The organism is Aliiroseovarius sp. B-4 (assembly GCF_056857795.1).
The window spans coordinates 49,732-70,152 of sequence record NZ_JBSXNV010000024.1; the positions used below are offsets into that span (position 1 = coordinate 49,732).

Annotated in this window: 18 protein-coding genes and 1 pseudogene; 10 read left to right on the forward strand and 9 right to left on the reverse strand. The window is 62.8% G+C overall.

Annotated elements, in window-relative coordinates:
- Position 1 precedes the first annotated feature (1 nt).
- From fba to tkt, 3 genes are read right to left on the reverse strand one after another with little or no spacing between them, the layout of a single operon-like run.
- Positions 2-1,036, reverse strand: coding sequence for a class II fructose-bisphosphate aldolase (gene fba, locus AC13C8_RS01570; protein ID WP_482846183.1), 1,035 nt, complete (start codon positions 1,034-1,036; stop codon positions 2-4).
- 1 nt (position 1,037) lies between these two features.
- Positions 1,038-2,054, reverse strand: a complete 1,017-nt coding sequence (locus tag AC13C8_RS01575) for a class 1 fructose-bisphosphatase (RefSeq protein WP_482846184.1) — start codon at positions 2,052-2,054, stop codon at positions 1,038-1,040.
- Positions 2,051-4,084, reverse strand: a complete 2,034-nt coding sequence (tkt, locus tag AC13C8_RS01580) for a transketolase (RefSeq protein ID WP_482846186.1) — start codon at positions 4,082-4,084, stop codon at positions 2,051-2,053. The genes AC13C8_RS01575 and tkt overlap by 4 nt, the downstream gene beginning before the upstream one ends.
- A gap of 122 nt (positions 4,085-4,206) precedes the next feature.
- Here tkt and AC13C8_RS01585 point away from each other — a divergent pair, with 122 nt between their 5' ends.
- From AC13C8_RS01585 to dhaL, 6 genes are all read left to right on the forward strand, one after another.
- Complete coding sequence (locus AC13C8_RS01585; protein WP_482846187.1) at positions 4,207-4,986, forward strand: DeoR/GlpR family DNA-binding transcription regulator; 780 nt, start codon at positions 4,207-4,209, stop codon at positions 4,984-4,986.
- Entirely contained in the window at positions 4,983-5,750 is a 768-nt protein-coding gene (locus AC13C8_RS01590; protein WP_482846189.1) for a triose-phosphate isomerase, read from the forward strand. Before AC13C8_RS01585 ends, AC13C8_RS01590 begins: the two co-directional genes overlap by 4 nt.
- Before the next feature lie 18 nt (positions 5,751-5,768).
- Positions 5,769-6,224 carry a D-erythrulose-4-phosphate isomerase gene (gene derI / locus AC13C8_RS01595; RefSeq protein ID WP_482846191.1) on the forward strand — a complete coding sequence of 152 codons (456 nt, stop codon included), beginning with the start codon at positions 5,769-5,771 and terminating at the stop codon, positions 6,222-6,224.
- A gap of 88 nt (positions 6,225-6,312) precedes the next feature.
- Entirely contained in the window at positions 6,313-7,842 is a 1,530-nt protein-coding gene (locus AC13C8_RS01600; protein ID WP_482846192.1) for an FGGY-family carbohydrate kinase, read from the forward strand.
- The gene (locus AC13C8_RS01605) at positions 7,835-9,577 is read left to right on the forward strand and encodes a glycerol-3-phosphate dehydrogenase/oxidase (RefSeq protein WP_482846193.1); all 1,743 of its coding nucleotides are present in this window, start codon (positions 7,835-7,837) and stop codon (positions 9,575-9,577) included. Before AC13C8_RS01600 ends, AC13C8_RS01605 begins: the two co-directional genes overlap by 8 nt.
- Entirely contained in the window at positions 9,528-11,282 is a 1,755-nt protein-coding gene (dhaL, locus tag AC13C8_RS01610; protein ID WP_482846194.1) for a dihydroxyacetone kinase subunit DhaL, read from the forward strand. Before AC13C8_RS01605 ends, dhaL begins: the two co-directional genes overlap by 50 nt.
- Positions 11,283-11,628: 346 nt before the next feature.
- Here the strand turns inward: dhaL and AC13C8_RS01615 are convergent, their stop codons facing one another.
- Together AC13C8_RS01615 and AC13C8_RS01620 are read right to left on the reverse strand one after the other, a co-directional pair.
- Complete coding sequence (locus tag AC13C8_RS01615; RefSeq protein WP_482846223.1) at positions 11,629-11,796, reverse strand: NAD-binding protein; 168 nt, start codon at positions 11,794-11,796, stop codon at positions 11,629-11,631.
- 30 nt (positions 11,797-11,826) lie between these two features.
- On the reverse strand, positions 11,827-13,446 hold the full coding sequence (locus AC13C8_RS01620; RefSeq protein ID WP_482846195.1) for an ISL3 family transposase: 1,620 nt from the start codon (positions 13,444-13,446) through the stop codon (positions 11,827-11,829).
- A gap of 84 nt (positions 13,447-13,530) precedes the next feature.
- Between AC13C8_RS01620 and AC13C8_RS01625 the strand changes: the two are divergent.
- Positions 13,531-13,908 (forward strand): annotated as a pseudogene (locus tag AC13C8_RS01625) (hypothetical protein); the annotation flags it as partial.
- Here AC13C8_RS01625 and AC13C8_RS01630 read toward each other — a convergent pair.
- Positions 13,878-14,273: a PIN domain-containing protein gene (locus AC13C8_RS01630; protein ID WP_482846196.1), complete on the reverse strand. Its 396-nt coding sequence runs from the start codon at positions 14,271-14,273 to the stop codon at positions 13,878-13,880. The pseudogene AC13C8_RS01625 and the gene AC13C8_RS01630 overlap by 31 nt on opposite strands.
- Complete coding sequence (locus tag AC13C8_RS01635; RefSeq protein WP_482846197.1) at positions 14,263-14,490, reverse strand: AbrB/MazE/SpoVT family DNA-binding domain-containing protein; 228 nt, start codon at positions 14,488-14,490, stop codon at positions 14,263-14,265. The genes AC13C8_RS01630 and AC13C8_RS01635 overlap by 11 nt, the downstream gene beginning before the upstream one ends.
- 348 nt (positions 14,491-14,838) lie before the next feature.
- Between AC13C8_RS01635 and repA the strand changes: the two genes are divergently transcribed.
- The 3 genes from repA (at position 14,839) to repC (ending at position 18,445) form a co-directional block, all read left to right on the forward strand.
- Entirely contained in the window at positions 14,839-16,026 is a 1,188-nt protein-coding gene (gene repA, locus AC13C8_RS01640) for a plasmid partitioning protein RepA (protein ID WP_482846198.1), read from the forward strand.
- Positions 16,023-17,039 carry a plasmid partitioning protein RepB gene (gene repB / locus AC13C8_RS01645; RefSeq protein WP_482846199.1) on the forward strand — a complete coding sequence of 339 codons (1,017 nt, stop codon included), beginning with the start codon at positions 16,023-16,025 and terminating at the stop codon, positions 17,037-17,039. The genes repA and repB overlap by 4 nt, the downstream gene beginning before the upstream one ends.
- A gap of 176 nt (positions 17,040-17,215) precedes the next feature.
- Complete coding sequence (repC, locus tag AC13C8_RS01650; protein ID WP_482846200.1) at positions 17,216-18,445, forward strand: plasmid replication protein RepC; 1,230 nt, start codon at positions 17,216-17,218, stop codon at positions 18,443-18,445.
- A gap of 70 nt (positions 18,446-18,515) precedes the next feature.
- Here the strand turns inward: repC and AC13C8_RS01655 are convergent, their stop codons facing one another.
- Complete coding sequence (locus AC13C8_RS01655) at positions 18,516-18,701, reverse strand: Fic family protein (protein WP_482846201.1); 186 nt, start codon at positions 18,699-18,701, stop codon at positions 18,516-18,518.
- A gap of 324 nt (positions 18,702-19,025) precedes the next feature.
- The gene (locus AC13C8_RS01660) at positions 19,026-20,174 is read right to left on the reverse strand and encodes a tyrosine-type recombinase/integrase (protein WP_482846202.1); all 1,149 of its coding nucleotides are present in this window, start codon (positions 20,172-20,174) and stop codon (positions 19,026-19,028) included.
- Positions 20,175-20,421: the final 247 nt, after the last annotated feature.

A 20,421-nucleotide genomic window follows, 5' to 3' on the forward strand; every position in this document is an offset into this window, starting at 1 on the left:
CTCAGTAGGCCGAAGCCATCTCGGCCAGTGCACGAACACGAATGCGCTCGGCTTGACCTGCCGTGCCGAAGGTTTCGAACTTGCGGACGCACTCGGCCTTCATGCTGTCCATCGCGGGCTTGAGGTATTTGCGTGGGTCGAATTCGGACGGCGTGCTGACCAGCGTCCTGCGGATGGCCGAGGTGGCGGCAAGGCGCAGGTCGGTATCGATGTTCACCTTTCGCACGCCATGGCGAATGCCGCGCCGGATTTCTTCCAGCGGGACGCCCCAGGTCGGTTTGATGTCGCCGCCGAACTCGTTGATCAGCAACCGCAGTTCCTCGGGCACCGAGGACGACCCGTGCATCACCAGGTGCGTGTTCGGCAGTCGCTTGTGAATCGCCTCGATCACGCCCATCGCCAGCACGTCCCCGTCCGGCTGGCGAGTGAATTTGTAGGCGCCGTGGCTGGTGCCCATGGCCACGGCCAGCGCATCGACCCCGGTGTCCGCGACGAAACGCCCGGCCTCTTCCGGGTCGGTCAGCAACTGGTCATGGCTCAGCTTTTCGGTGGCGCCGTGGCCGTCCTCCTGATCGCCCATGCCAGTCTCAAGCGAGCCCAGAACGCCCAGTTCACCCTCGACGGAAACGCCTGCGGCATGGGCCATTTCAACCACGGAGCGGGTCACCGCCACGTTGTAGGCATAGTCGGCCGGCGTCGTGCCATCCTCCTTCAACGAGCCGTCCATCATGACCGATGTAAAGCCGTGCTGGATCGCGGTGACGCAAGTCGCAAGGGTGTTGCCGTGGTCGAGGTGCATGCAGACCGGAATGTGCGGGTAGACCTCGACAAGGGCGTCGATCAGCTTGGCCAGCACCACGTCGTTTGCATAGGCCCGCGCGCCACGGCTGGCCTGAAGGATCACCGGTGCACCGGTGGCGTCGGCGGCGGCCATAATGGCCAGCCCCTGTTCCATGTTCGACATGTTGAAAGCGGGCACTGCGTAGTCGTGTTCGGCGGCGTGGTCGAGAAGCTGGCGCAATGTGATTCGGGCCATGTTAGGTCTCCTGATGTTCCGGGATTGCGAGGTAGTCGCCGACAGTGGCGACCTCACCGCGATTGCCGAAGATCAGCGGTACGCGGTCGTGCAGATGCGCCGGGATCCGATCAAGGATGGCGCTCGTGCCGTCCGTTGCCGCACCCCCGGCCTGTTCGATGAGATAGGCAATTGGAAAGGCCTCGTAGGCCAACCTAAGGAAGCCGTTTTCATATCCCGGACGGCTGTCCCCCGGATACATGAACAGCCCGCCGCGGCGCAGGATGCGGTGCAGGTCGCCCACCGCGGCGGCGATCCAGCGCATGTTGAAGTCGCGTCCCCGCGGCCCCTCGGCACCTTCCAGCAGGTCGAACACATAGGTCTGCAACCCGGGCAGCCAGCGTTTGCGGTTCGAGGCGTTGAAGGCAATTGTCGTGGTATCGTCCTTCATCCGGACATCCGTGGTGTCCACGTGAAAGACGCCGCTGGCCGGATCGAGCGTCGCGATGGATACGCCGTCCCCAGCGCTGAACCCGAAGTCGACGGAATGGCCGAAGGACACATAAGCCGCAGCAATTATCTCGCGCCCCGGACGCAGGAAGCTCTCGCCCGCGGGAAAAACCGCGAAGAGCGCGCCCAGCGGGGCTCCGATGCCGATGCTGCCCGAGCCATCGATCGGGTCCATCGCTACGTCGAACCGGCCGGTTGGGTCCAGCTCGATCACCGTGTCGGACTCTTCCGACAGGATGCGTGCGACCGAAAACCCGCGCAGGAGCGCCACAAAATGGTCGTGGGCCGCCATGTCCAGCGCCTTCTGCTTGTCGCCGGAATCGTTGATGCCCAGCACGGTGGTCGGATCGCCGGTCAGATGGCCCTGCGCCAGGCGGCCCGCCAGGGGAATGCTGCCTTCGGCCAGGGCCGTCAGCAATGCCGCCAGCGCGTGTCGGCTGTCGTCCTGTCCGGCCCATCGGGCCAGGTGTTGCGTCAGCGCCGGTGCCGAAATCGGGCCATCCTGCGCAAGGATCAGCGGTGCCGTCATTGGCACGCCTCCCGTTCGACCAAGGCTTCCGCCCGTGCGATGATGGCCTCACGGGTGATGCCGAAGGTCTGATACAGGTCCTCCGCCGGGCCCGAGGCGCCGAAGCCTTCCAGGCCGATCACGTCGTCTTCGCCGTCGACATAGCGGGTCCAGCCGAACTTGCCCGCCGCCTCGACCGCGATGCGCGGGGCACTGCCCAGGACGCTGTCGCGGTAGTCGCGGGACTGTGCCTGGAAAAGCTCCCAACTGGGCATCGACACGACCGCCACGGCAAGGCCGCGGTCCGCAAGCGCTTCGGCGGCCTCGACCGCCAGGCTGACCTCGGTTCCGGTGGCCAGAAGCGTCAGGTCGCGGACCTCGCCGAAGTGCCGGATCACATAGGCGCCCCGGCCGCTGAGGTTCTCGCCGGTTTCCTCCAGCCTGAGTTGCGGCACGCTCTGGCGGCTGAGCGCCAGCAGCGACGGTGTGCCGCGCGACCGGATTGCGATGTCCCAGCATTCCAGCGTTTCGACCGCGTCCGCGGGGCGGAAAGTGAAGAGGTTCGGGATTGCCCGCAGCGACGCCAGGTGCTCGACCGGCTGGTGGGTCGGGCCGTCCTCGCCCAGTCCGATGCTGTCGTGGGTCATCACATAGACCGTGCCCACGCCCATCAGCGCCGATAGGCGGATCGCGTTGCGCGCATAGTCGGAGAACACCAGGAAGGTGCCGCCATAGGGGATCAGCCCGCCGTGGGTGCTCATCCCGTTCATCGCCGCGGCCATGCCGAATTCGCGCACGCCGTAGCCGACATAACGCCCCGGTGCGTCCGCCGAGAACTGGCTGTCCACCGCCGGAACCCGTGTCAGGTTCGATCCGGTCAGGTCCGCGGACCCGCCGATCAGCTCTGGCAGCGCGGGGGCCAACGCGGCCAGCGCCATCTGGCTTGCCTTGCGGGTTGCCACCTTCTGTGGCGTCTCGAACAAGGCGGCGCGGGCGGTCTTGACGGCGGCGTCATAGCCCTCGGGCAAGACGCGTGCCATGCGGCGGTTGAATTCCGCGGCCTGCGGGGAACCGTCCAGCCGGGCCTCCCATTCTTCACGCGCCTGCCCACCTTTCGCTCCGATGGCCCGCCAGTCCGCTGCAAGATTTGCCGGGATCTCGAACGGCGCGGCATCCCAGCCCAGCGCAGCCTTGGCCGCGGCGGCCTCTTCCGCGCCCAGCGGCGCGCCATGGACAGAGGCCGTGCCTGCCTTGTTCGGTGCCCCGAAGCCGATCACGGTTTTCATGGCGATCAGCGTCGGCTTGCCGGTTTCCGCTTTCGCCTCGGCAATCGCCCGGCTGATCGCAGGAATGTCATGACCGTCGCAGCCAAGCACGTGCCAGCCACAGGCGGCCAGTCGCGCCGGGACATCGTCGGAGAACGATACAGAGGTCGGGCCGTCGATGGTGATCTGGTTGTCGTCGTAGAGCACGATCAGCTTGCCCAGACCCAGGTGGCCTGCCAGCGAAATCGCTTCCTGCCCGATGCCTTCCTGCAAGCAGCCGTCACCGAGAAAGACATAGATGTGGTGATCCACGAGGTCGGCGCCAAATTCCGCCGCCAGTGCGCTTTCCGCCATTGCCATGCCGACAGCGCTGGCAATGCCCTGCCCCAGCGGGCCGGTTGTCGTCTCGATACCCTTGGCATGGCCGTATTCCGGGTGTCCGGCGGTTTTCGCGCCCAATTGGCGGAAGTTGCGGATCTGGTCCAGCGTCATGTCGGCGTATCCGGTCAGATGCAGCAGGGAATAGAGCAGCATCGAAGCATGGCCGTTGGACAGCACGACCCGGTCACGGTCGGGCCAGTCGGGAGCGGAGGCGTCAAATTTCAGGTGATCGCGGAACAGCGCGGTGGCCGCATCGGCCATGCCCATCGGTGCGCCTGGATGGCCGGATTGCGCGGCTTCAACCGCGTCGATGGACAGCGCGCGGATACAATTGGCCAGCGCGAAACCCTCGTGGTCGCGGTCTGCTTTTTCGGCGATCTGCGGGGGGAGCGAATCTTTGGGCATGTGGTCCTCCTGATGTGGCGACTTGGTAGCCCAACCAGCAAATTATCACAACAGGAAACCTCAAAATAACATCATTGACGTGAGATATGTGATATGAGATGTTACGAAAAGGAGGACTTCTGGTGAAGCGCGACGACAGACAACGAGCGATCATGGATCTGCTGGTGGCCGAGGGCGAAGTCGATCTCGACAGCCTGTCGGACCGCTTTCAGGTGTCGCGCATGACCATTCACCGCGATCTCGACGATCTCGAAACCGCGGGCCTTTTGCGCAAGATCCGCGGCGGCGCGACGATCCGTTCGGGCACCCAGTTCGAAAGCGATTTCCGGTTCCGCGAACGCCAGGACAGCGCGGCCAAGACCGCCATGGCCGAGGCCGCGCTCAGTCTTGTGGAACCGGGCATGAGCGTGATGATCAACGACGGCTCCATGGCCGCAATCTTGGGCAAATTGCTGGTCGCGAAGCGCCCGCTCACGGTCATATCCAACAACGCGGCGGTGATCGACGCGCTCAGAGCAGAGGCCGGCATCACCTTGATTGCGCTTGGCGGGGTTTATTCCGCCAAGTTCAATGCATATCTGGGTAAAGTGACCGAGGACGCCCTTGCGGGGCTCAGGGCGGACATCGCCTTCATCTCATCGCCTGCCGTGTCGGGGCTCGAAGTCTTTCACATGGACGACAGCGTGGTGCGCGCCAAGCAGGCGATGATGGAACAGGGCGCCGTCCGTGTCCTGCTGGTCAATCACGCGCGCTTTGGCCGCGCGGCCCTGCACCGGCTCGCTGCGCTGGCGGATTTTGACCACATCATCACCGATACCGCCCCCGCCCCCGGAGCACGCGCAGCACTCGACCGCGCGGGGCTGACACTGACCCTGGCTGACACTGAAAAGGCACCTGCATGACCCAGACGGAATACTGGATCGGAACCAGTTGGAAAATGAACAAGACCCTGGCCGAAGCTCAGGCCTTTGCCGAGGCCCTTGCCGCGGCGGACATCGAGCGCGACCCGCGAATCCAGCGCTTCGTGATCCCGCCGTTTACCGCTGTCCGCGAGACCAAGCAGATCCTTTCAGAATGCTCGGTCAAGGTCGGCGCGCAAAACATGCACTGGGCCGACCAGGGCGCGTGGACCGGCGAGGTTTCGCCCCTGATGCTGACAGATTGCGGGCTGGATATTGTCGAACTGGGCCATTCTGAGCGCCGCGAGCATTTCGGAGAGACTGACGAGACCGTGGGCCTGAAGACCGAGGCCGCTGTGCGCCACGGCCTTATCCCGCTGATCTGCATCGGCGAGACGCTGGAAGAACGCGAAGGCGGCCGCGCGCGGGAGGTGCTGAAGGCACAGGTGCACGGTGCTCTGGGCAAGCTGGACGACAGCCAGAAGTCCGCGCCGATCCTGCTGGCTTACGAACCTGTCTGGGCAATCGGCGAGAACGGCATCCCCGCCACCTCGGACTATGCCGACGACCGGCAGGGTGAGATCATCGCAGTTGCCGAAACCGTGCTGGGGCGCCGCGTGCCCTGCCTCTACGGCGGTTCGGTCAATCCCGGCAATTGCGAAGAACTCATCCAGTGCCCGTATATTGACGGGCTCTTCATCGGGCGCTCGGCCTGGAATGTCGCGGGCTACCTCGACATCCTTGCCAAATGCGCCGCAGCCCTCTGACCCCGAAAGGAAAACGACATGAAAATCGCAGTTGCAGGCGATAGCGCCGGCGAAGGCCTTGCCAAGATTCTCGCCGACCACCTGAACGACAAGCACGAGGTCGCCGAGATCTCGCGCACCAGTGACGGGCCGGATCCGTTCTACGCAAACCTCTCGGACCGCGTGGCAAGCGCGGTGATGGCGGGTGGCTACGACCGCGCCATCCTGATCTGCGGCACCGGCATTGGCGTCGCGATGTCCGCCAACAAGATCCCCGGCATCCGCGCCGCGCAGTGCCACGACACGTACTCGGCGGCCAAGGCCTCGACCTCGAACAACGCGCAGATCATCACCATGGGCGCGCGCGTCATCGGGCCGGAACTGGCCAAGGACATCGCCGACGCCTTCCTGTCGACCGCCTTCGATCCCGAGGGCCGCTCGGCCGGGAACGTAAACGCGATCAACGAGGTCGATGCGAAGTATAACAAGGCCTGAGCACGCTCAGCGACGCCACAGGCCCAGCCCCGGAACCCCGGCCTCCCACGGGGTTCCGGACAACACCCGATCCTAGCGCAGGCACGGCATGGACAGGATCCTCGCAATCGACAACGGGTTGACCGTCACCAAGGCGGTACTCTTCGATCTCGAAGGCGCCCAGATCGCGGTCAGCCGACGCAACGTGCCGCAACTGAAACCCGCGGCGCGCCATGTCGAACGCGATATGGCGGAACTGTGGCAGCAGACCACAGCCGCGATCCGCGACGTTTTGGAGACCAGCCGCACGGACCCCACCCGGATCATTGCCGTCGCCGCGACAGCACATGGCGACGGGCTCTACCTGCTTGACAGGGAGGGCACACCTCTGGGGCCGGGTATTTTGTCGCTGGACAGCCGGGCGATGGAGATTATCGAGAACTGGCAGAGCGATGGCACAAACGCTGCGGCGCTAGAACTGACTGGACAGGTGCCGCATGTCTCCGCCCCCTCCGCCTTGCTGGCCTGGATAAAGCGCGAGGAACCCCACCGCTTTGCCCGGATCGGGCATGTCCTGTCCTGCAAGGACTGGCTCTGCCATTGCCTGAGCGGGCGGATCGGCACCGACCGCACCGAGGCCAGCACCTCCTTCACAGAAACCCACAGCCAGTCATACTCCACTGAAGCGCTCGCCATCTTCGGCCTCTCCGACCTGAAGCCAGCCTTGGCGGAAGTCGCGCTTTCCGCCGAAATTGTCGGTGCGATCTCCCCGCAAGCGGCCCGCGCCACGGGGTTGGCCGAGGGCACGCCCGTGGCCGCCGGACTGCATGACGTGACGGCATCGGCGCTCGGGATCGGTGCGCATCGGCCCGGTGTTGCGGGCATCGTTGCGGGCACCTATTCGATCAACGAATGCGTCTCTGACGCCCCCCATATCGACGCCCGCTGGTTCTGTCGGAGCGCCGTAGAACCGGGCCAGTGGAACAACATGGCGATCTCGCCTGCCTCGGCCACGAATTACGACTGGTTTCTCGACACTCTTTGCGCAGCGGAGCGGGCGACCGACGGGGCTGCCATCCACGAACGCCTTGGCCCCGAGATCGATGCCGCATTGGCGCGCCCCTCGTCGGTCCTGTATCATCCATACCTCTTTGGCTCGCCCATGGGTGCCGCGCCCAGTGCGGGGTTTCTGGGCCTGCGCGGCTGGCACGGGCGCGGCGATATGCTGGCCGCCCTGCTGGAAGGCGTCGCCTTCAATCACCGCGAACACGTCGACGTGTTGCGCGACAGCTTTGGCCTGACCGAAGCCCGCCTGACCGGCGGCGCCTCGCGCAATCCCACCGTGGCGCGGCTCTTTGCGGATATCCTCGACATGCCGGTCACCGTGACGGACACCGACGAGGCTGCCGCCTGGGGCGCGGCGCTCTGTGCAGGGGCCGCTGTCGGTGCCTTTGCCCGGTTCGATGCCGATCCGCGCGATATCGACGGCTCGGCCACGACCTATCTCCCCTCGCCCGACCGCGCCGCCCATTACGCGCACCGCTTTCGGGTGTATCGCGATGTCGCGAGTTCCCTTACCCGGACATGGGACCAACTGAACGCGCTTGAAGCGCTTGGCCGGAGGGCGCCTGATGCCTGACACCCCGGGCGATGATTTCGACGTCGTCATCATCGGTGCCGGGATCAATGGTGCGGGCGTGTTCCGCGATCTCTGCGCCCAAGGCCTCAAGTGCCTGATCGTCGACAAGGGCGATTTCGGATCCGGCACCAGCGCCGCACCGTCTCGCCTGATCCACGGCGGGCTGAAATACTTGGAGACCGGCGAATTGCGGCTGGTGTCCGAGTCGACCTATGAACGCAATCTCTTGCTGAAGAACGCCGCGCATCTCGTCAGACCGTTGCCCACAGCGATCCCGATCCTGTCCTGGACCAAGGGCGTCACCGCGGCACTGCGCACGTTGCTGGGATCGACAGCGGCCCCGCGCAGCCGTGGCGCGCTTCTGGTGAAGGCCGGTCTGGCGATGTACGACTTCTATGGCGCGCGGGCACGGCAAATGCCGAAACACCGGATGATCGGGCGGCGCCGTGCATTGGCCGATATTCCGGCCCTGACGACCCGGATCAAGGCGCTTGGCACGTATTACGACGCCGCCGTGACCGCGCCGGAACGGCTGGTGCTGGAACTGGTGCAGGACGGTCTTGAAATGTCTCCCGATGCGGAGGCGCTGAACTGGTGCGCTGTGACCGGGAGGCAGGACGGCGCCATCACGCTGTCTCTTCCCGACGGGTCAGAGCGGCGCGTGCAGGCGCGCATGGTGGTCAACGCTGCCGGTCCCTGGATCGACCAAGTGAACGCGCGGCTTGGTCTCGACACCCGCCTGATCGGCGGCACCAAGGGCGCTCATATTCTGCTCGATCACCCGGAATTGCTGCGCCAGTTGCAGGGCCGGATGCTGTATTTCGAGGCCGACGACGGGCGCATTCTTCTGGTCGTGCCGTTCCAGGGGCGGGCGCTGGTCGGGTCCACCGATATTCCCGCCGACGACCCTGATGCCGCGTTCTGCACTGCCGCCGAAACCGCGTATTTCCTGCAAAGCCTGCGCGATCTCCTGCCGGGTCTGGCGTTTGACCGCGATCAGATCGTCTTTGCCTATGCCGGCATCCGCCCGCTGCCGAATTCCGAGGGCGTGGCCCCGGGCCTCATCAGCCGCGATCATTCTGCACCAAGGGCAGCGGCGACGCCGGATCGGCCCTTCCCGGTGATCTCCCTGGTCGGCGGCAAATGGACCACGTTCCGCGCGTTTTCCGCCGAGGTCAGCGACACGGTGCTGGCCGAACTGGGCCAGCCGCGGCGGCGCGCGACCGACGACATGCCGATCGGCGGCGGGCGTGACATGCCGCGCACGGAAGACGCACGCGCTGCGTGGGTCACCGCGACCGCTCAGGCCACGGGCGCCCTAGGCAAGCGCGTCGCGACGCTGCTGGAGCGCTACGGCACGACGGCCAGGGACATTGCAGCGCATGTAGGACCGAAGCCGACCGACCTTGTCGATGCGCCCGAATATACCGAACCCGAGATAGACTGGATCGCGCGGAACGAGTCCGTTGTGCATCTGTCAGACATACTGTTGCGCCGGACGCCACTTGCGATCAGCGGACAACTCACTCCGTCCCTGTGCCGCCGCATCGCGTCCGTCGCGGGGGGGGCACTAGATTGGTCCGCCGAGCGCGAACAAGCGGAACTGGACGCGGTCTCGGCTTATCTTGCTAACCGACACGGCGTCCACCTAGACTTTGAGGGCGACAGAGAGAGGAGCTCGCAAGATGGCGGAAAATCACCGCAAGCTGATCAACCACCCCGACCGGCTGATTGAAGATCTCGTCGAAGGCATGATCTTGGCGCATCCCGACCTGCTTTGTATCGAGGGTGACACCGGGCGGGCCATCGTCGCGCGAAGTGGTCCCCGAGACGGCAAGGTGGGCATCGTCGTCGGCGGCGGTTCCGGCCATGAACCTGCATTTGCAGGCTACGTCGGCAAAGGCCTGGCGGACGCCGCACCGCTGGGCAATATCTTTGCCTCACCCTCACCGGCGCAGATCATGGACGCCGCGTTCGCCGCCGATGGCGGTGAGGGCGTCCTGTTTCTCTACGGCAACTACACCGGAGACGTGATGAACTTCGGCATGGCGGCAGAGGGCCTAGCCGAACACGGCATCTCCGCGAAGTCCTTTGTCGTGACCGATGACATTGCCTCGGCACCGCCGGACAAGACCGATGAGAGACGCGGGATAGCCGGGGACTTCTTCGTGTTTAAAGTCGCCGGCGCCGCCGCGGACCAGGGGGCGAGCTTGGCCGAAGTCGAGGCCGCCGCGACACGGGCCAATGCGGCGACCAGGACGATGGGCGTGGCCCTTTCGGCTTGCGTGTTGCCGCAGACCGGGCGCCCCAATTTCGAATTGCCCGTGGGGGAAATGGAAATCGGCATGGGCATCCACGGCGAACCCGGCATCGAGCGAGGCCCGGCCGAAAGCGCCGATGCTGTCGCCGACCGCCTGCTGGCGCCGATCATGGATGAACTGGAGCTTGCCGCCGGCGACCGCGTCGCTGTGCTTGTGAACGGGTTGGGATCGACGTCGCTTCTGGAGCTCTATCTCTTGCACCGGCGCGTTGCGACCGTCCTCTCCGACAAGCAGATCGACATCCACAAGAGTTGGGTGGGGGAATATTGCACGTCGCTGGATATGGAGGGCGCATCGATCACCCTGATGCGGCTGGATCCGGACCTTCTGGGCTGGCTGGATTATCCTTGCGAGACACCTGCGCTTCGGGTCGGGCAATCGGAAAGGTCCACAGCCACACGTCCCGACCGCTCACGCATCAGGGTAGCCCCACGCGGTTCGCAGTCCATCGACCGCGAAACCTTGAGAACCGAGGGCGACATCGGGCCAGATGCGTTTCGCGGGATGATGCAGGCTGGCGCCAAGGCGATCTTCGCCGCACGCGACGAGCTCTGCGCGCTCGACGGAAAGATCGGCGACGGGGACCATGGAGTCACGATGGAAATCGGTTGGAAGGCGGTTCTGGACGCGCTTACCGAGGAGGGGCCCGAGGTGACGATCACCGAACTCTGCGACTGGATCTCCGAAGTTTTCCTTGAAGCTGTCGGCGCATCCGCCGGGCCTCTTTACGCGTCCGGTTTTCAGTCCGCTGGGCAGGCCGTTTCCGACCGGCTGAATCTGGATGCAATGTCGGTGGCCAAATGGCTCGATGGGCTGGCCCGGGGCATCGCGAAGCGTGGACAGACCAAACCTGGCGAGAAAACCATGCTCGACGTCTGGCGTCCTGCCGCTGACGCCGCATTCGCGTGTGCGCGCGACGGCGCATCGACCATGCACTGCCTCCGCGCTGCCAGCCAAGCCGCGCGAGCGGGCGCAGCCAAAACGGCCGGTATGATGAGTTCGAAGGGAAGGTCGCAGAAGCTCGGTGAGCGCGTTCTGGGACATGTCGATCCAGGAGCGCAATCCGCGGCGATACTATTGACAGCTTGGACCGAAGGTCTTGCCAATCGATCGAGGTAGTTTTCTTTGGCCGATGGCCATGTCCGATTTGGCGTGTCACGGGGGCGGTCACCCATGTGTGGGTAGACCCGGTTTTGGCGGGCTATCGCCTTGGCAGGCATAATACGATCTAACGCGTCCAAGTGTCAGGCCTTTTCCTGGGGCGCAGCGCGCCTTGGCGGGAGTGGGCAAAACTTGGTGGTCAAGCGGCTCGCTTTGAGACGCCTAGCCTTCGGTCTTTCCGGCAGATGATCCGCAAGCACATCCGCAGAATTCGCTGCAGAAATGGCTGCATCCATCAATTGCCGCAGTACCATTCGCGCGGACATGTCGGGTAAGCCTGCCATCTTTATCCGTTGTGTGGTCTTCAAGCCCCGATTTTGTGACCGGCCAGCGATTCGATGGCCCGGACAAGGGCGGAGTGGTCCAACTCGCCATGGCCAAGCCCGGCGCAGGCGTTGAAAAGCTCCTGCGCCTGCGCGGTCGCTGGCAAAGCCATCTTCAGGCTGCGTGCCGAATTCAGCGCGTTATTCAGGTGTCGCGTTGCCCTTAAATCGGTTCTGCCTCAATCTGTGTGGCGCAGCGGAAGCATTCGGGCTCTGAGGAGTTCTGGTCCGGCGCGACCGTACATTGCGCGTTTGAGGGTCTTCAGGCGATTGATTTGGCCCTCAGCTTGACCGTTGCTCCACGGAAGTTCGATGGCATTGCGCACGGCCTCGATATCGCGGTGCAGCGTGCGGGCAAAGCGCATGATTGGTGGGATGCCAGTCTCAATGGCCAGATCGATCCATGCGTCTAGCGGGGCGGACTGGTCGCCGCGCAAAATGCCCTGAAACCGCATGGCAAGGCTCCGCATCGTGGCAAAGCTTGGCGATCCGGCCTTCAATGCATCTACCTTTTGGGCCTGGTCTGCGGTCAATTTGCGTCGCGGCTTGATACAGAGCGCCGCTGCGACAACCGGCGAAATGGCGTGGCCGGTTTGCGGGTCCCGCACAGGCGCCAAGGGCAGCGGCGTGTCGGTCGGGCCTGCTAGAGCGGTTTGTTCATCCCTTCGCCATCCGGCCAGCAGACGTTGCAAATGAGACAAGCTGCCCTCATAGCCATGGCGTTGAATTTCGATCAATAATTCCTGGCCGGACCGGATACCCTGTTTCCAGAGATCGGCCAGTGAGCCCTCAAAGTACCACGGCGACGTGGGCTTCAATGCAGCTCGGCGGCGGTCTGGTGGCGAGTCGGAGTTCAACCACTTCGCCACACTACGACGCGGGAAGCCGGTCCGCCGTCCAATTTCGCTACAAGACAGCCCTTGATCACGAAGCGCATGGATGTTTCGGAAAATCTCCTCACGTGATTTCCGATGAGCAAGACGCGATCGCAGCAGATGATTGGCCGTGCTGATGTTTTCGGCATCTGACAATAGCGCCCGCCCGGTGGCGCGGCCATGCATATTCATCTGCTCTTCAATGGCCTGGCGCAGGTTCTGGACGAGATGGAAACGGTCTGCGACCTGCAGGGCTTGTGGTGCACCCTGACGTGCGGCCTTCGCATATGCGCCACAACGATCCCGACTGATGACTTCAATCTCAGGGTGCTGCCGCAGCCAGCTCGCACAGCTTTCAACGCTCCGATCCGGAAGGATATCAATTACGGTCTGCCGCTCGAGATCGACGATGATGGTTCCGTAAGTCTGCGACTTGCGCCAGCTCCAATCGTCGATGCCAATGACCGTTGGCGGCGGGGCGGCGCTTTCCGCACACTGCTTGAGGTGCCGCAGCACCGTGTCATTGCTGACACCGACGCCTAAACGGCGCAAGAGCCGCTCGGCAGGCCGTCCACCCGTGGCGTGCCCCAGATGACCGACAATGTCATCAGCACGCGAAGTTCGACGTGCAAATGGGCGCGCAATTGACGAGGTGTAGTCTGAAAACGTCCGCCGCGGGCACGTGGAAGCGGGACATCGCCACCTGCAGACCCAGAGTGCGATTGTTACCTTGGCGCCATGTGCGGGTAAATCCTGCAGTCGCCTTTGCCGCCACCCGTGACGACGCCGAGAATGCAAACCACAATCTGGGCAGATGCCTCTCGGTGCCAAAACACCGGATACAAGCCACCCGCCGGAATCACGTCGCTTAACGCCTTGAACCGAAACGTCGCTCCCGGGCGACCAGTGCTTTTTTGAAATCACGACTATCCCTCCTGAATGTAACAGGCTCAGGATAGTTGCGCCACACAAATTGAGGCAGAACCCAATTAAGGGCTACGCGACACCTGGGAAGACGTGCTGCGGATCATCAATGGCCCCCTGCCCCATGACCGGCGCTGGACCCAAGGCCGCCTGCTGCGCGCCGTGAAAGCCTATGTGCGCGACGGGTTTCTGCCCGCCGAGGTGCTGGGCCGCGCCGGGCGCCGCGACACCGATGACCGCCTGCCCGCGATCATCGCTGCCATTAAAGGGGCAGATCCCGACATCACGCTGCAGGCGATCTGCGACCGGCTGGAATCCATGCGCGAGCGCACCCCGCGGGGACGCGCACGCTGGCAGCCTTCTTCCGTGAGGATGCTGCTGGAACGCGCCGAGCGACTTGGACTGTTGGAAGACAGCCCAGCCACGACGTGTCAGGAGAATGGATTGACGACGCGCAACTGATCTTCCACCAGCAGTCCGTCGTGCATGTCCTCGCTCCACAATGTCGTGCACCCCGCGATCAGTGCGGCAGACACGATCATCGCGTCATAAACCGAGAGCTGGTACTTTTCCGCCAAGGCGCGGCCCACCTGATGGGTTTGGACCGTCAGGTCCTCGACCGCGCACAAGGACTGGATGCCGGCGAGAAAATCTCCGGTGTCCTCCCAGCTGAGCCCCGTCTTCCTACGACAATTGACAAGCGCCTCGTTCAGGACCTGGACACTGATCCGAGGCCCTTGCCCCAGGATTTCCTCGGCACGGTCCGCCTTGGGACTGTCGTCAAGCAAGTAGAGAATGACATTCGTGTCTGCGAACTCAGCGCTCATGTGCGGCGTCGCGGCTCAGGCGCGCGTCTTTGGGCAGTTTGCCCCGGAAGCGCCGCAGTCCTCGCAGGACTTCATCTGCTCGAGGCTGGCGCCGGACAAGCACAGTCCCATCGTCCTTTACCAGGTCGATCCGGTCGCCCTCTTTCAGGCCGAGTTCGCGCACAAGATCCGCGGGCAGCCGGACCGCCAGGGAATTCCCCCATTTGGCAACTTGCATCTTGCTCTCCCCAGGAGTGGATATACAGCGTAGAATGTATATCCAAAACGATCGACAGGCAAGGACAATGCGTCCAATTTGGTCCTCCCATACGCCAGCGAAGGCGACATTGACCAGCCCGGAATGTGGAGCAAGGACGGCCGTCTGCATCGGTGGCTCATCTTGGAGTTCGCCGCGTCCACTCTGTGGGGAGCCAAATGGGCTTGTGTTTCAGCGGAGTTCGCCCACTAGATGTGGAAAATCCTTGCGCGAATCCGGCTCTTGCGCCAATAGTCACGGAAACGAGGCAAAAAACGTCAATTTCCGTGAACACGCCAAAGACGCAGTGTCTCGGAAACGAGAGGGCAGATGAACAGGACCTTCGTGCATGAGGATCTCAACGCGGTGATCCGCCAGCATTCGGAATGGCTGGCGAACCAGTTGCATTCGCAACGTGAGAGCCTGTTTCCACCCGATGCCGAGAAGACCATGCGCAAATTCACCTCTGGTGAGGCTGCGGCGCTGCTCGGCGTAAACGATTCCTATCTTCGCAAACTCAACTTGGATGGCAAAGGGCCTTCACCCGAGCTTACCGCCGGCAACCGTCGTCTTTACTCGGCGCAGGATATCCAGGCGCTGCGTGTACTCCTTGAAAAAACCGCTCGCAAGCCGGGCGATTACGTTCCCGGACGACGAGAAGGTGATCATCTTCAGGTCATCGGCGTGATGAATTTCAAGGGCGGGTCCGGAAAAACAACAACCTCTGCCCATCTCGCCCAACGGCTTGCCCTGCGCGGATATCGTGTGCTGGGCATTGATCTTGACCCACAAGCTTCCTTCACCGCGCTGCACGGCGTTCAGCCGGAATTGGACCTCGAAGATGGCGGCACTCTCTACGATGCGATCCGCTATGAGGACCCGGAGCCGATCCGGTCGGTCATCCGCAAGACCTATATCCCCAATTTGGACTTGATCCCCGGCAACCTCGAACTGATGGAGTTCGAGCACGACACCCCGCGCGCGCTGGCGCAGGGCAATGCCGGACTTTTCTTCTTCCGCGTGAAGGAGGCGCTGGCCCAGGTCGATGAGGACTACGACGTGGTCGTCATAGATTGCCCTCCGCAGCTTGGCTTTCTGACCATGTCCGCCCTGTCCGCGGCCACGGGCGTTCTGGTGACCATCCATCCAGAGATGCTCGATGTGATGTCCATGTCGCAATTCCTCCGCATGACAGCCGACCTCATGGACGTGATCGCCGAGAGCGGCGCTGACATGTCTCACGACTGGATGCGCTATGTTTTGACCCGCTACGAGCCGCAGGATGCGCCGCAGAACCGCATCGTGGCTTTCCTGCGAACAATGTACGGCGAAGCCGTGCTGAATTCGCCCATGTTGAAGTCCACAGCCATCTCAGATGCGGGCCTGACCAAGCAGACACTTTATGAAGTGGAACGCAGCGCGTTCACGCGTTCCACCTATGATCGCGCGATTGAGAGCCTGAATACGCTGAATGACGAGATCGCCGACCTAATCCAGAAAACCTGGGGGCGCACATGACCAGTGGCAAGAAGAAGCGCATGTCAATGCTGGACAGTCTCGCGGCAGCTGGGGCCCCCTCCCCTGCCCCTCAGACAGGTGCTGTGACACCGATGATGACCTCGAATCGCGCCCTTCGGTCCGCCCGCGACGCGGTCGATTCCCATCATGTTTGGGAACTGGACCCGGCGAGCATCGAAGACGGGCGTATGGCGGACCGGCTTGACCCGGCCGATGTACTGGATTTGCGCGATGCGATTGAGGCGAACGGTCAGACTGTTCCGATCCTCGTGCGACGTGCGCCGGGTGAAGATGATCGCTACCTTTTGGTCTATGGGCGACGCAGGCTGGAGGCGATCCGTCAGTCCGATAAGGTTACCAAGGTTCGCGCGTTAGTCACCAACCTGGATGACGACAGCGCTTTGCGTGCGCAGATTTCCGAGAATATGGGTCGACGTGATCTGTCCTACATTGAGAAGGCGCTTTTCGCCAAGGATCTCGTGGCATCCGGCTTCGGAACACAATCACAGGTTGCCGAAATCTTGACCGTCACGAAATCTGCGGTCTCCATGGCCATCGCCATCGTAGACATCGTCGGCTCTGATTTAGTTCGCGCCATCGGGCCGGCCCACGGCATCGGTCGGCCTCGCTGGGACGCACTGGGCCGCGCTATCGACGAGAACGGCCTCGATCGCGAGCGCCTCAGTCAGATTGCAGAGGAGGCGCGTGGAAAGGGTGTCGATTCCACAGTTGTGGATGATTCCGTATCCGCGGACGATCCATCTGTCCAGGCGTTCGAAGCGGTCGCCAAGACCGTAGCGAAGGCAGTCAAACCTGCAAAGGTCCCCTCCCCTGCCCCGTCCTCCAGCGTCCCGCTGAAGATCGGCGGCAAGCGAGGCGGAAGCGTGAAACGCACCGCCAAGGGCGTATCGATCGAACTGGCAAGCGGAGCCTTCGCCGACTGGATCGAGGCTGAAGTGCATGACCTGATTGAAGAGCTTCACGAGCGCTGGCAACAGCGTTCGGAAGACTGAGGAAGAGCAGAAACCAACAAAGGAGGCACAAACAGGCAAAAGAAAAGGCCCCGCAAAGCGACCGCTCCACGAGACCCTAACTTGTTTCTAGCACCTTCAAGCTAGTGTCTGGAGCCGTTTTCCGCAAGTCCAAAGTGATTCGCGGGCCGGAGATTTTTGTCTTTGTGAATGACAAAATGGAATACACGCCCGTAACGCCGTTCCGGCGAACGATAGATGCTGCCATCCTGAAACATCAGGCAGCGACCCAGGAAGACCTGCCCCCAGCCGGCGCCAACAAGTGGGAGGTCCTGAGGGAGCTCGCTGCCGCTCGAGTCGCGTTCGGCTTGTCCGACCGGGATTTGACGGTGCTTCAGGCGCTGGTCAGCTTTCACCAAGCGACAATTCTCGGAGGCAATGACAGCGAATTGATTGTACATCCGTCCAACAAGGCAATTTGCGAGCGCCTGAACGGCATGCCCTGCTCCACGATGCGGCGCCATCTCTCCAACCTTGTGCAGACTGGCTTTGTTGTCCGGCGCGATAGCCCCAATGGGAAGCGCTATGCCCGCCGCTACGGCGACGAAAAGGTTGCGTTTGGGTTCGACCTCTCTCCGCTCGTTCGACGCTTCCAGGAGGTTTGTGAGGCCGCTGAGACCGTCCGGGCAGCCGAGGAGCGGTACAAGCGCCTACGTGCCACTGTGAGCCTCATGCGGCGTGACCTCGCAGGGCTGGCCGAGTACGGGCGCTCACTTCGTCCGGAGCTGGGCCTCTGGGATCAATTCTCCGATCTTGCCGCTCTCACAGCCCGAGACCTCCGCAGAAAGCTTGAGATGGCCGATCTCAAGCGGATCGAAGAGGCCTTGGGCGCTGCCTTAGATCAGGCGCGTGACCTTCTTGAGGGCAATATTGCAGAGAATATGAGCACCAATGATGCCGTTTCTGAGCAACACTATCAGAATTCAAATAAAGACCTATATGATCTTGAACCTCGCTTAGAAAAAGCGCGGGGCGAGGCGCTTGAACATGCAGACGTTGGAGTAGGTGTAAATCGTCTTGAGGATGAAAGTAATTCGCCGGGAGAACCGGAAGACCAACTCATGCCGAACATTCCGCTTGGACTTGTTCTCGCATCTTGCCAGGAATTCAAATCATATACTGAACAGCCCGTGCGCCATTGGCACGACTTGGTCAGGGTCGCTGATATTGTCAGGCCCATGATGGGAATCTCACCGTCCGCTTGGGATGAGGCGAAACGCTACATGGGTCCCGAGGAAGCGTCTGTCGTCGTTGTTGCGATGCTTGAACGGTTCGGGGAAATCCGATCACCGGGTGGGTATTTGAGATCTTTGTCGGCCAAAGCGGCTATCGGGGAGTTCTCTTGTGGGCCGATGGTCATGGCGCTGATGCGACGGGATGCGGCTTGAGGAGTTCACAGTTGTGAACCGTCCTGAGGTTTCTCCCTGGTTGCAAGGTTCACAGCTGTGAACTTTCTCCTCACACGGCCAGAGCCCCTAGCCAATGATTCTCGCGGCAAGCGCCATGGTGTGCGACATCAACGCGACCAGTGCCATCAGGGAAGGGGTGGATGTAGTTTAACCGATGATGTGCAGACGTAATCGCATTTATCTTTCCGCTGGAAGACCGTGCCGCTACCTGAAACCATTTGTCGAAATCTTCCACGAAGGCCGCAACCTGCGAGGATGAGGGGGCAGGTGGCGGCCGACCGCGACTCCTGGGTCTTCTGCCTGACGCATACGACCCGGAACGCTAGGCTCCTGCGCTCCATCCGCGCGTTTGACCACCCGAAACTCGTCGGGCATCTCGTCGTAGAAGCTCTTATGAACCCAAGTCAGGAAGTCGGCGGAGGTGGGGCGGGTCTGAGCGGGCCTATCCGCAGACAACCTCAGCTGATGCAATTTTTCGGAAGTGCTGAGCCGAGGGCTCTTATTGCATCGCAATCTCCAGAGTCTATCGATCCATCAGCCGGCATGATGAGGCAGCCGGTCAGAGACCCGCGGCCTTGGTCAGGTTCACCCGGAACCGGTCGCGTCGGCGCTGGTAGCGGCGGGTCATCTCGGCCGAGGCGTGACCAAGCTGCTTCTGCACGTAGCGTTCGTCGACTTCCGCACTGCTGGCCAATCCGGCGCGCAGGCTGTGCCCGGAGAACAGCGCGATCCGGTCCTTTTCGGGCAGGTCGGGGCGTAGCCCGCCATCGAGGACGGTTTTCTTGATCAGGCGGGCGACATGTTTGTCCGAGAGGCGGTGGGGCAGGGCGGTCTTGCCGTCCCGGGAGGTGCGGGTGAAGACGGGGCCGAGGTCGATCTTTGCAAAGAGCAGCCATTGTTCCAGCGCACGGACCGGGCAGGTCTGGTCGCTGGACCCTCGGCCGATCTCGACCTCACGCCAGCCGGTCTTGGCGTTGAGCGTCAGCGCGGCGCCTTCGTCGAGGATCTCGATCCAGCCACCGCTGTCCGGGGTGTCGTCCTTGTGGACGTCAAGGCTGACGATCTCGGAGCGCCGGAGCCCGCCGGCGTAGCCGATGAGCAGGATCGCTCTGTCCCGGAGACCGCGGAGATCGAAGGGCAGAGTGGCCACCATCGCGAGGATGTCCTCGGCCAGGATTGCCGCTTTCTGCACAGGCGGGCGCGCGTGCTTTCGCTTGATCCCGGCCAGCACCGTCGCGATGTGGCGGTTCTTGCGATCGAGGACGAAGCCCCGCTGCGCATAGTTCCAGGCGAGGCCCGACAGGCGACGCTCGATCGTCGAGACCGACAGAGGTCGGGACGCCGACTGCGAAGAGGCCCCACCTGTTGGTGCGGCCAGGTCGGTCAGATAAAGCCCGATGATTTCGGTCGACGGGGGCAGGGGATCTGTCCCTTTCAATCGGCACCAGCGGCCGAAGTGTTTCCAGTCGGCGGCATAGGCCTTGTTGGTGTTCTCGGCCGTCGACGCCTTCGCATAGTCGCGGGCTGTGTCGACCAGGCGATCGAGCGTGCCGGAGCCCGCTAGATGGGAGGGCAGGGCGACCCCATCGCCACTTGCAGACCCTCTCTCGTCGCGCTCGTCACCCTGCGGCGCTTCATGGGGCACGGAGCTCGATATCTCAGCCTCGGAGGCTGATTTGGTACCGCTATTTATGAGACTGTGCGCCATTTCTGAAGCCTATTCTTTTACGTCCGATAAGGCAAGCTTATTGGACATAACTGCGTTCTGCAGTATGCGGCGCTTGTTGTCATTGGATTAGATAAAAAGCGCCGTGGGAGATGTGAGTTGAGGCGCGACAAATCAACCGGCCAGCATCTCGAGCGACCTACGCAACCTACCTCAGTTGCTATCTGGGGTCACCTCCATGCGCACAGAAACCCTTGAAACTGTGGCCTTTAAGTCAGGTGCGGCGCTC

Coding starts and splice junctions, on each gene's coding strand:
- fba (WP_482846183.1), bottom strand. CDS start 1,036: ATGGCCCGAATCACATTGCGCCAGCTTCTCGACCACGCCGCCGAACAC.
- AC13C8_RS01575 (WP_482846184.1), bottom strand. CDS start 2,054: ATGACGGCACCGCTGATCCTTGCGCAGGATGGCCCGATTTCGGCACCG.
- tkt (WP_482846186.1), bottom strand. CDS start 4,084: ATGCCCAAAGATTCGCTCCCCCCGCAGATCGCCGAAAAAGCAGACCGC.
- AC13C8_RS01590 (WP_482846189.1), top strand. CDS start 4,983: ATGACCCAGACGGAATACTGGATCGGAACCAGTTGGAAAATGAACAAG.
- derI (WP_482846191.1), top strand. CDS start 5,769: ATGAAAATCGCAGTTGCAGGCGATAGCGCCGGCGAAGGCCTTGCCAAG.
- AC13C8_RS01600 (WP_482846192.1), top strand. CDS start 6,313: ATGGACAGGATCCTCGCAATCGACAACGGGTTGACCGTCACCAAGGCG.
- AC13C8_RS01605 (WP_482846193.1), top strand. CDS start 7,835: ATGCCTGACACCCCGGGCGATGATTTCGACGTCGTCATCATCGGTGCC.
- dhaL (WP_482846194.1), top strand. CDS start 9,528: ATGGCGGAAAATCACCGCAAGCTGATCAACCACCCCGACCGGCTGATT.
- AC13C8_RS01630 (WP_482846196.1), bottom strand. CDS start 14,273: ATGAGCGCTGAGTTCGCAGACACGAATGTCATTCTCTACTTGCTTGAC.
- AC13C8_RS01635 (WP_482846197.1), bottom strand. CDS start 14,490: ATGCAAGTTGCCAAATGGGGGAATTCCCTGGCGGTCCGGCTGCCCGCG.
- repA (WP_482846198.1), top strand. CDS start 14,839: ATGAACAGGACCTTCGTGCATGAGGATCTCAACGCGGTGATCCGCCAG.
- repB (WP_482846199.1), top strand. CDS start 16,023: ATGACCAGTGGCAAGAAGAAGCGCATGTCAATGCTGGACAGTCTCGCG.
- repC (WP_482846200.1), top strand. CDS start 17,216: ATGGAATACACGCCCGTAACGCCGTTCCGGCGAACGATAGATGCTGCC.
- AC13C8_RS01660 (WP_482846202.1), bottom strand. CDS start 20,174: ATGGCGCACAGTCTCATAAATAGCGGTACCAAATCAGCCTCCGAGGCT.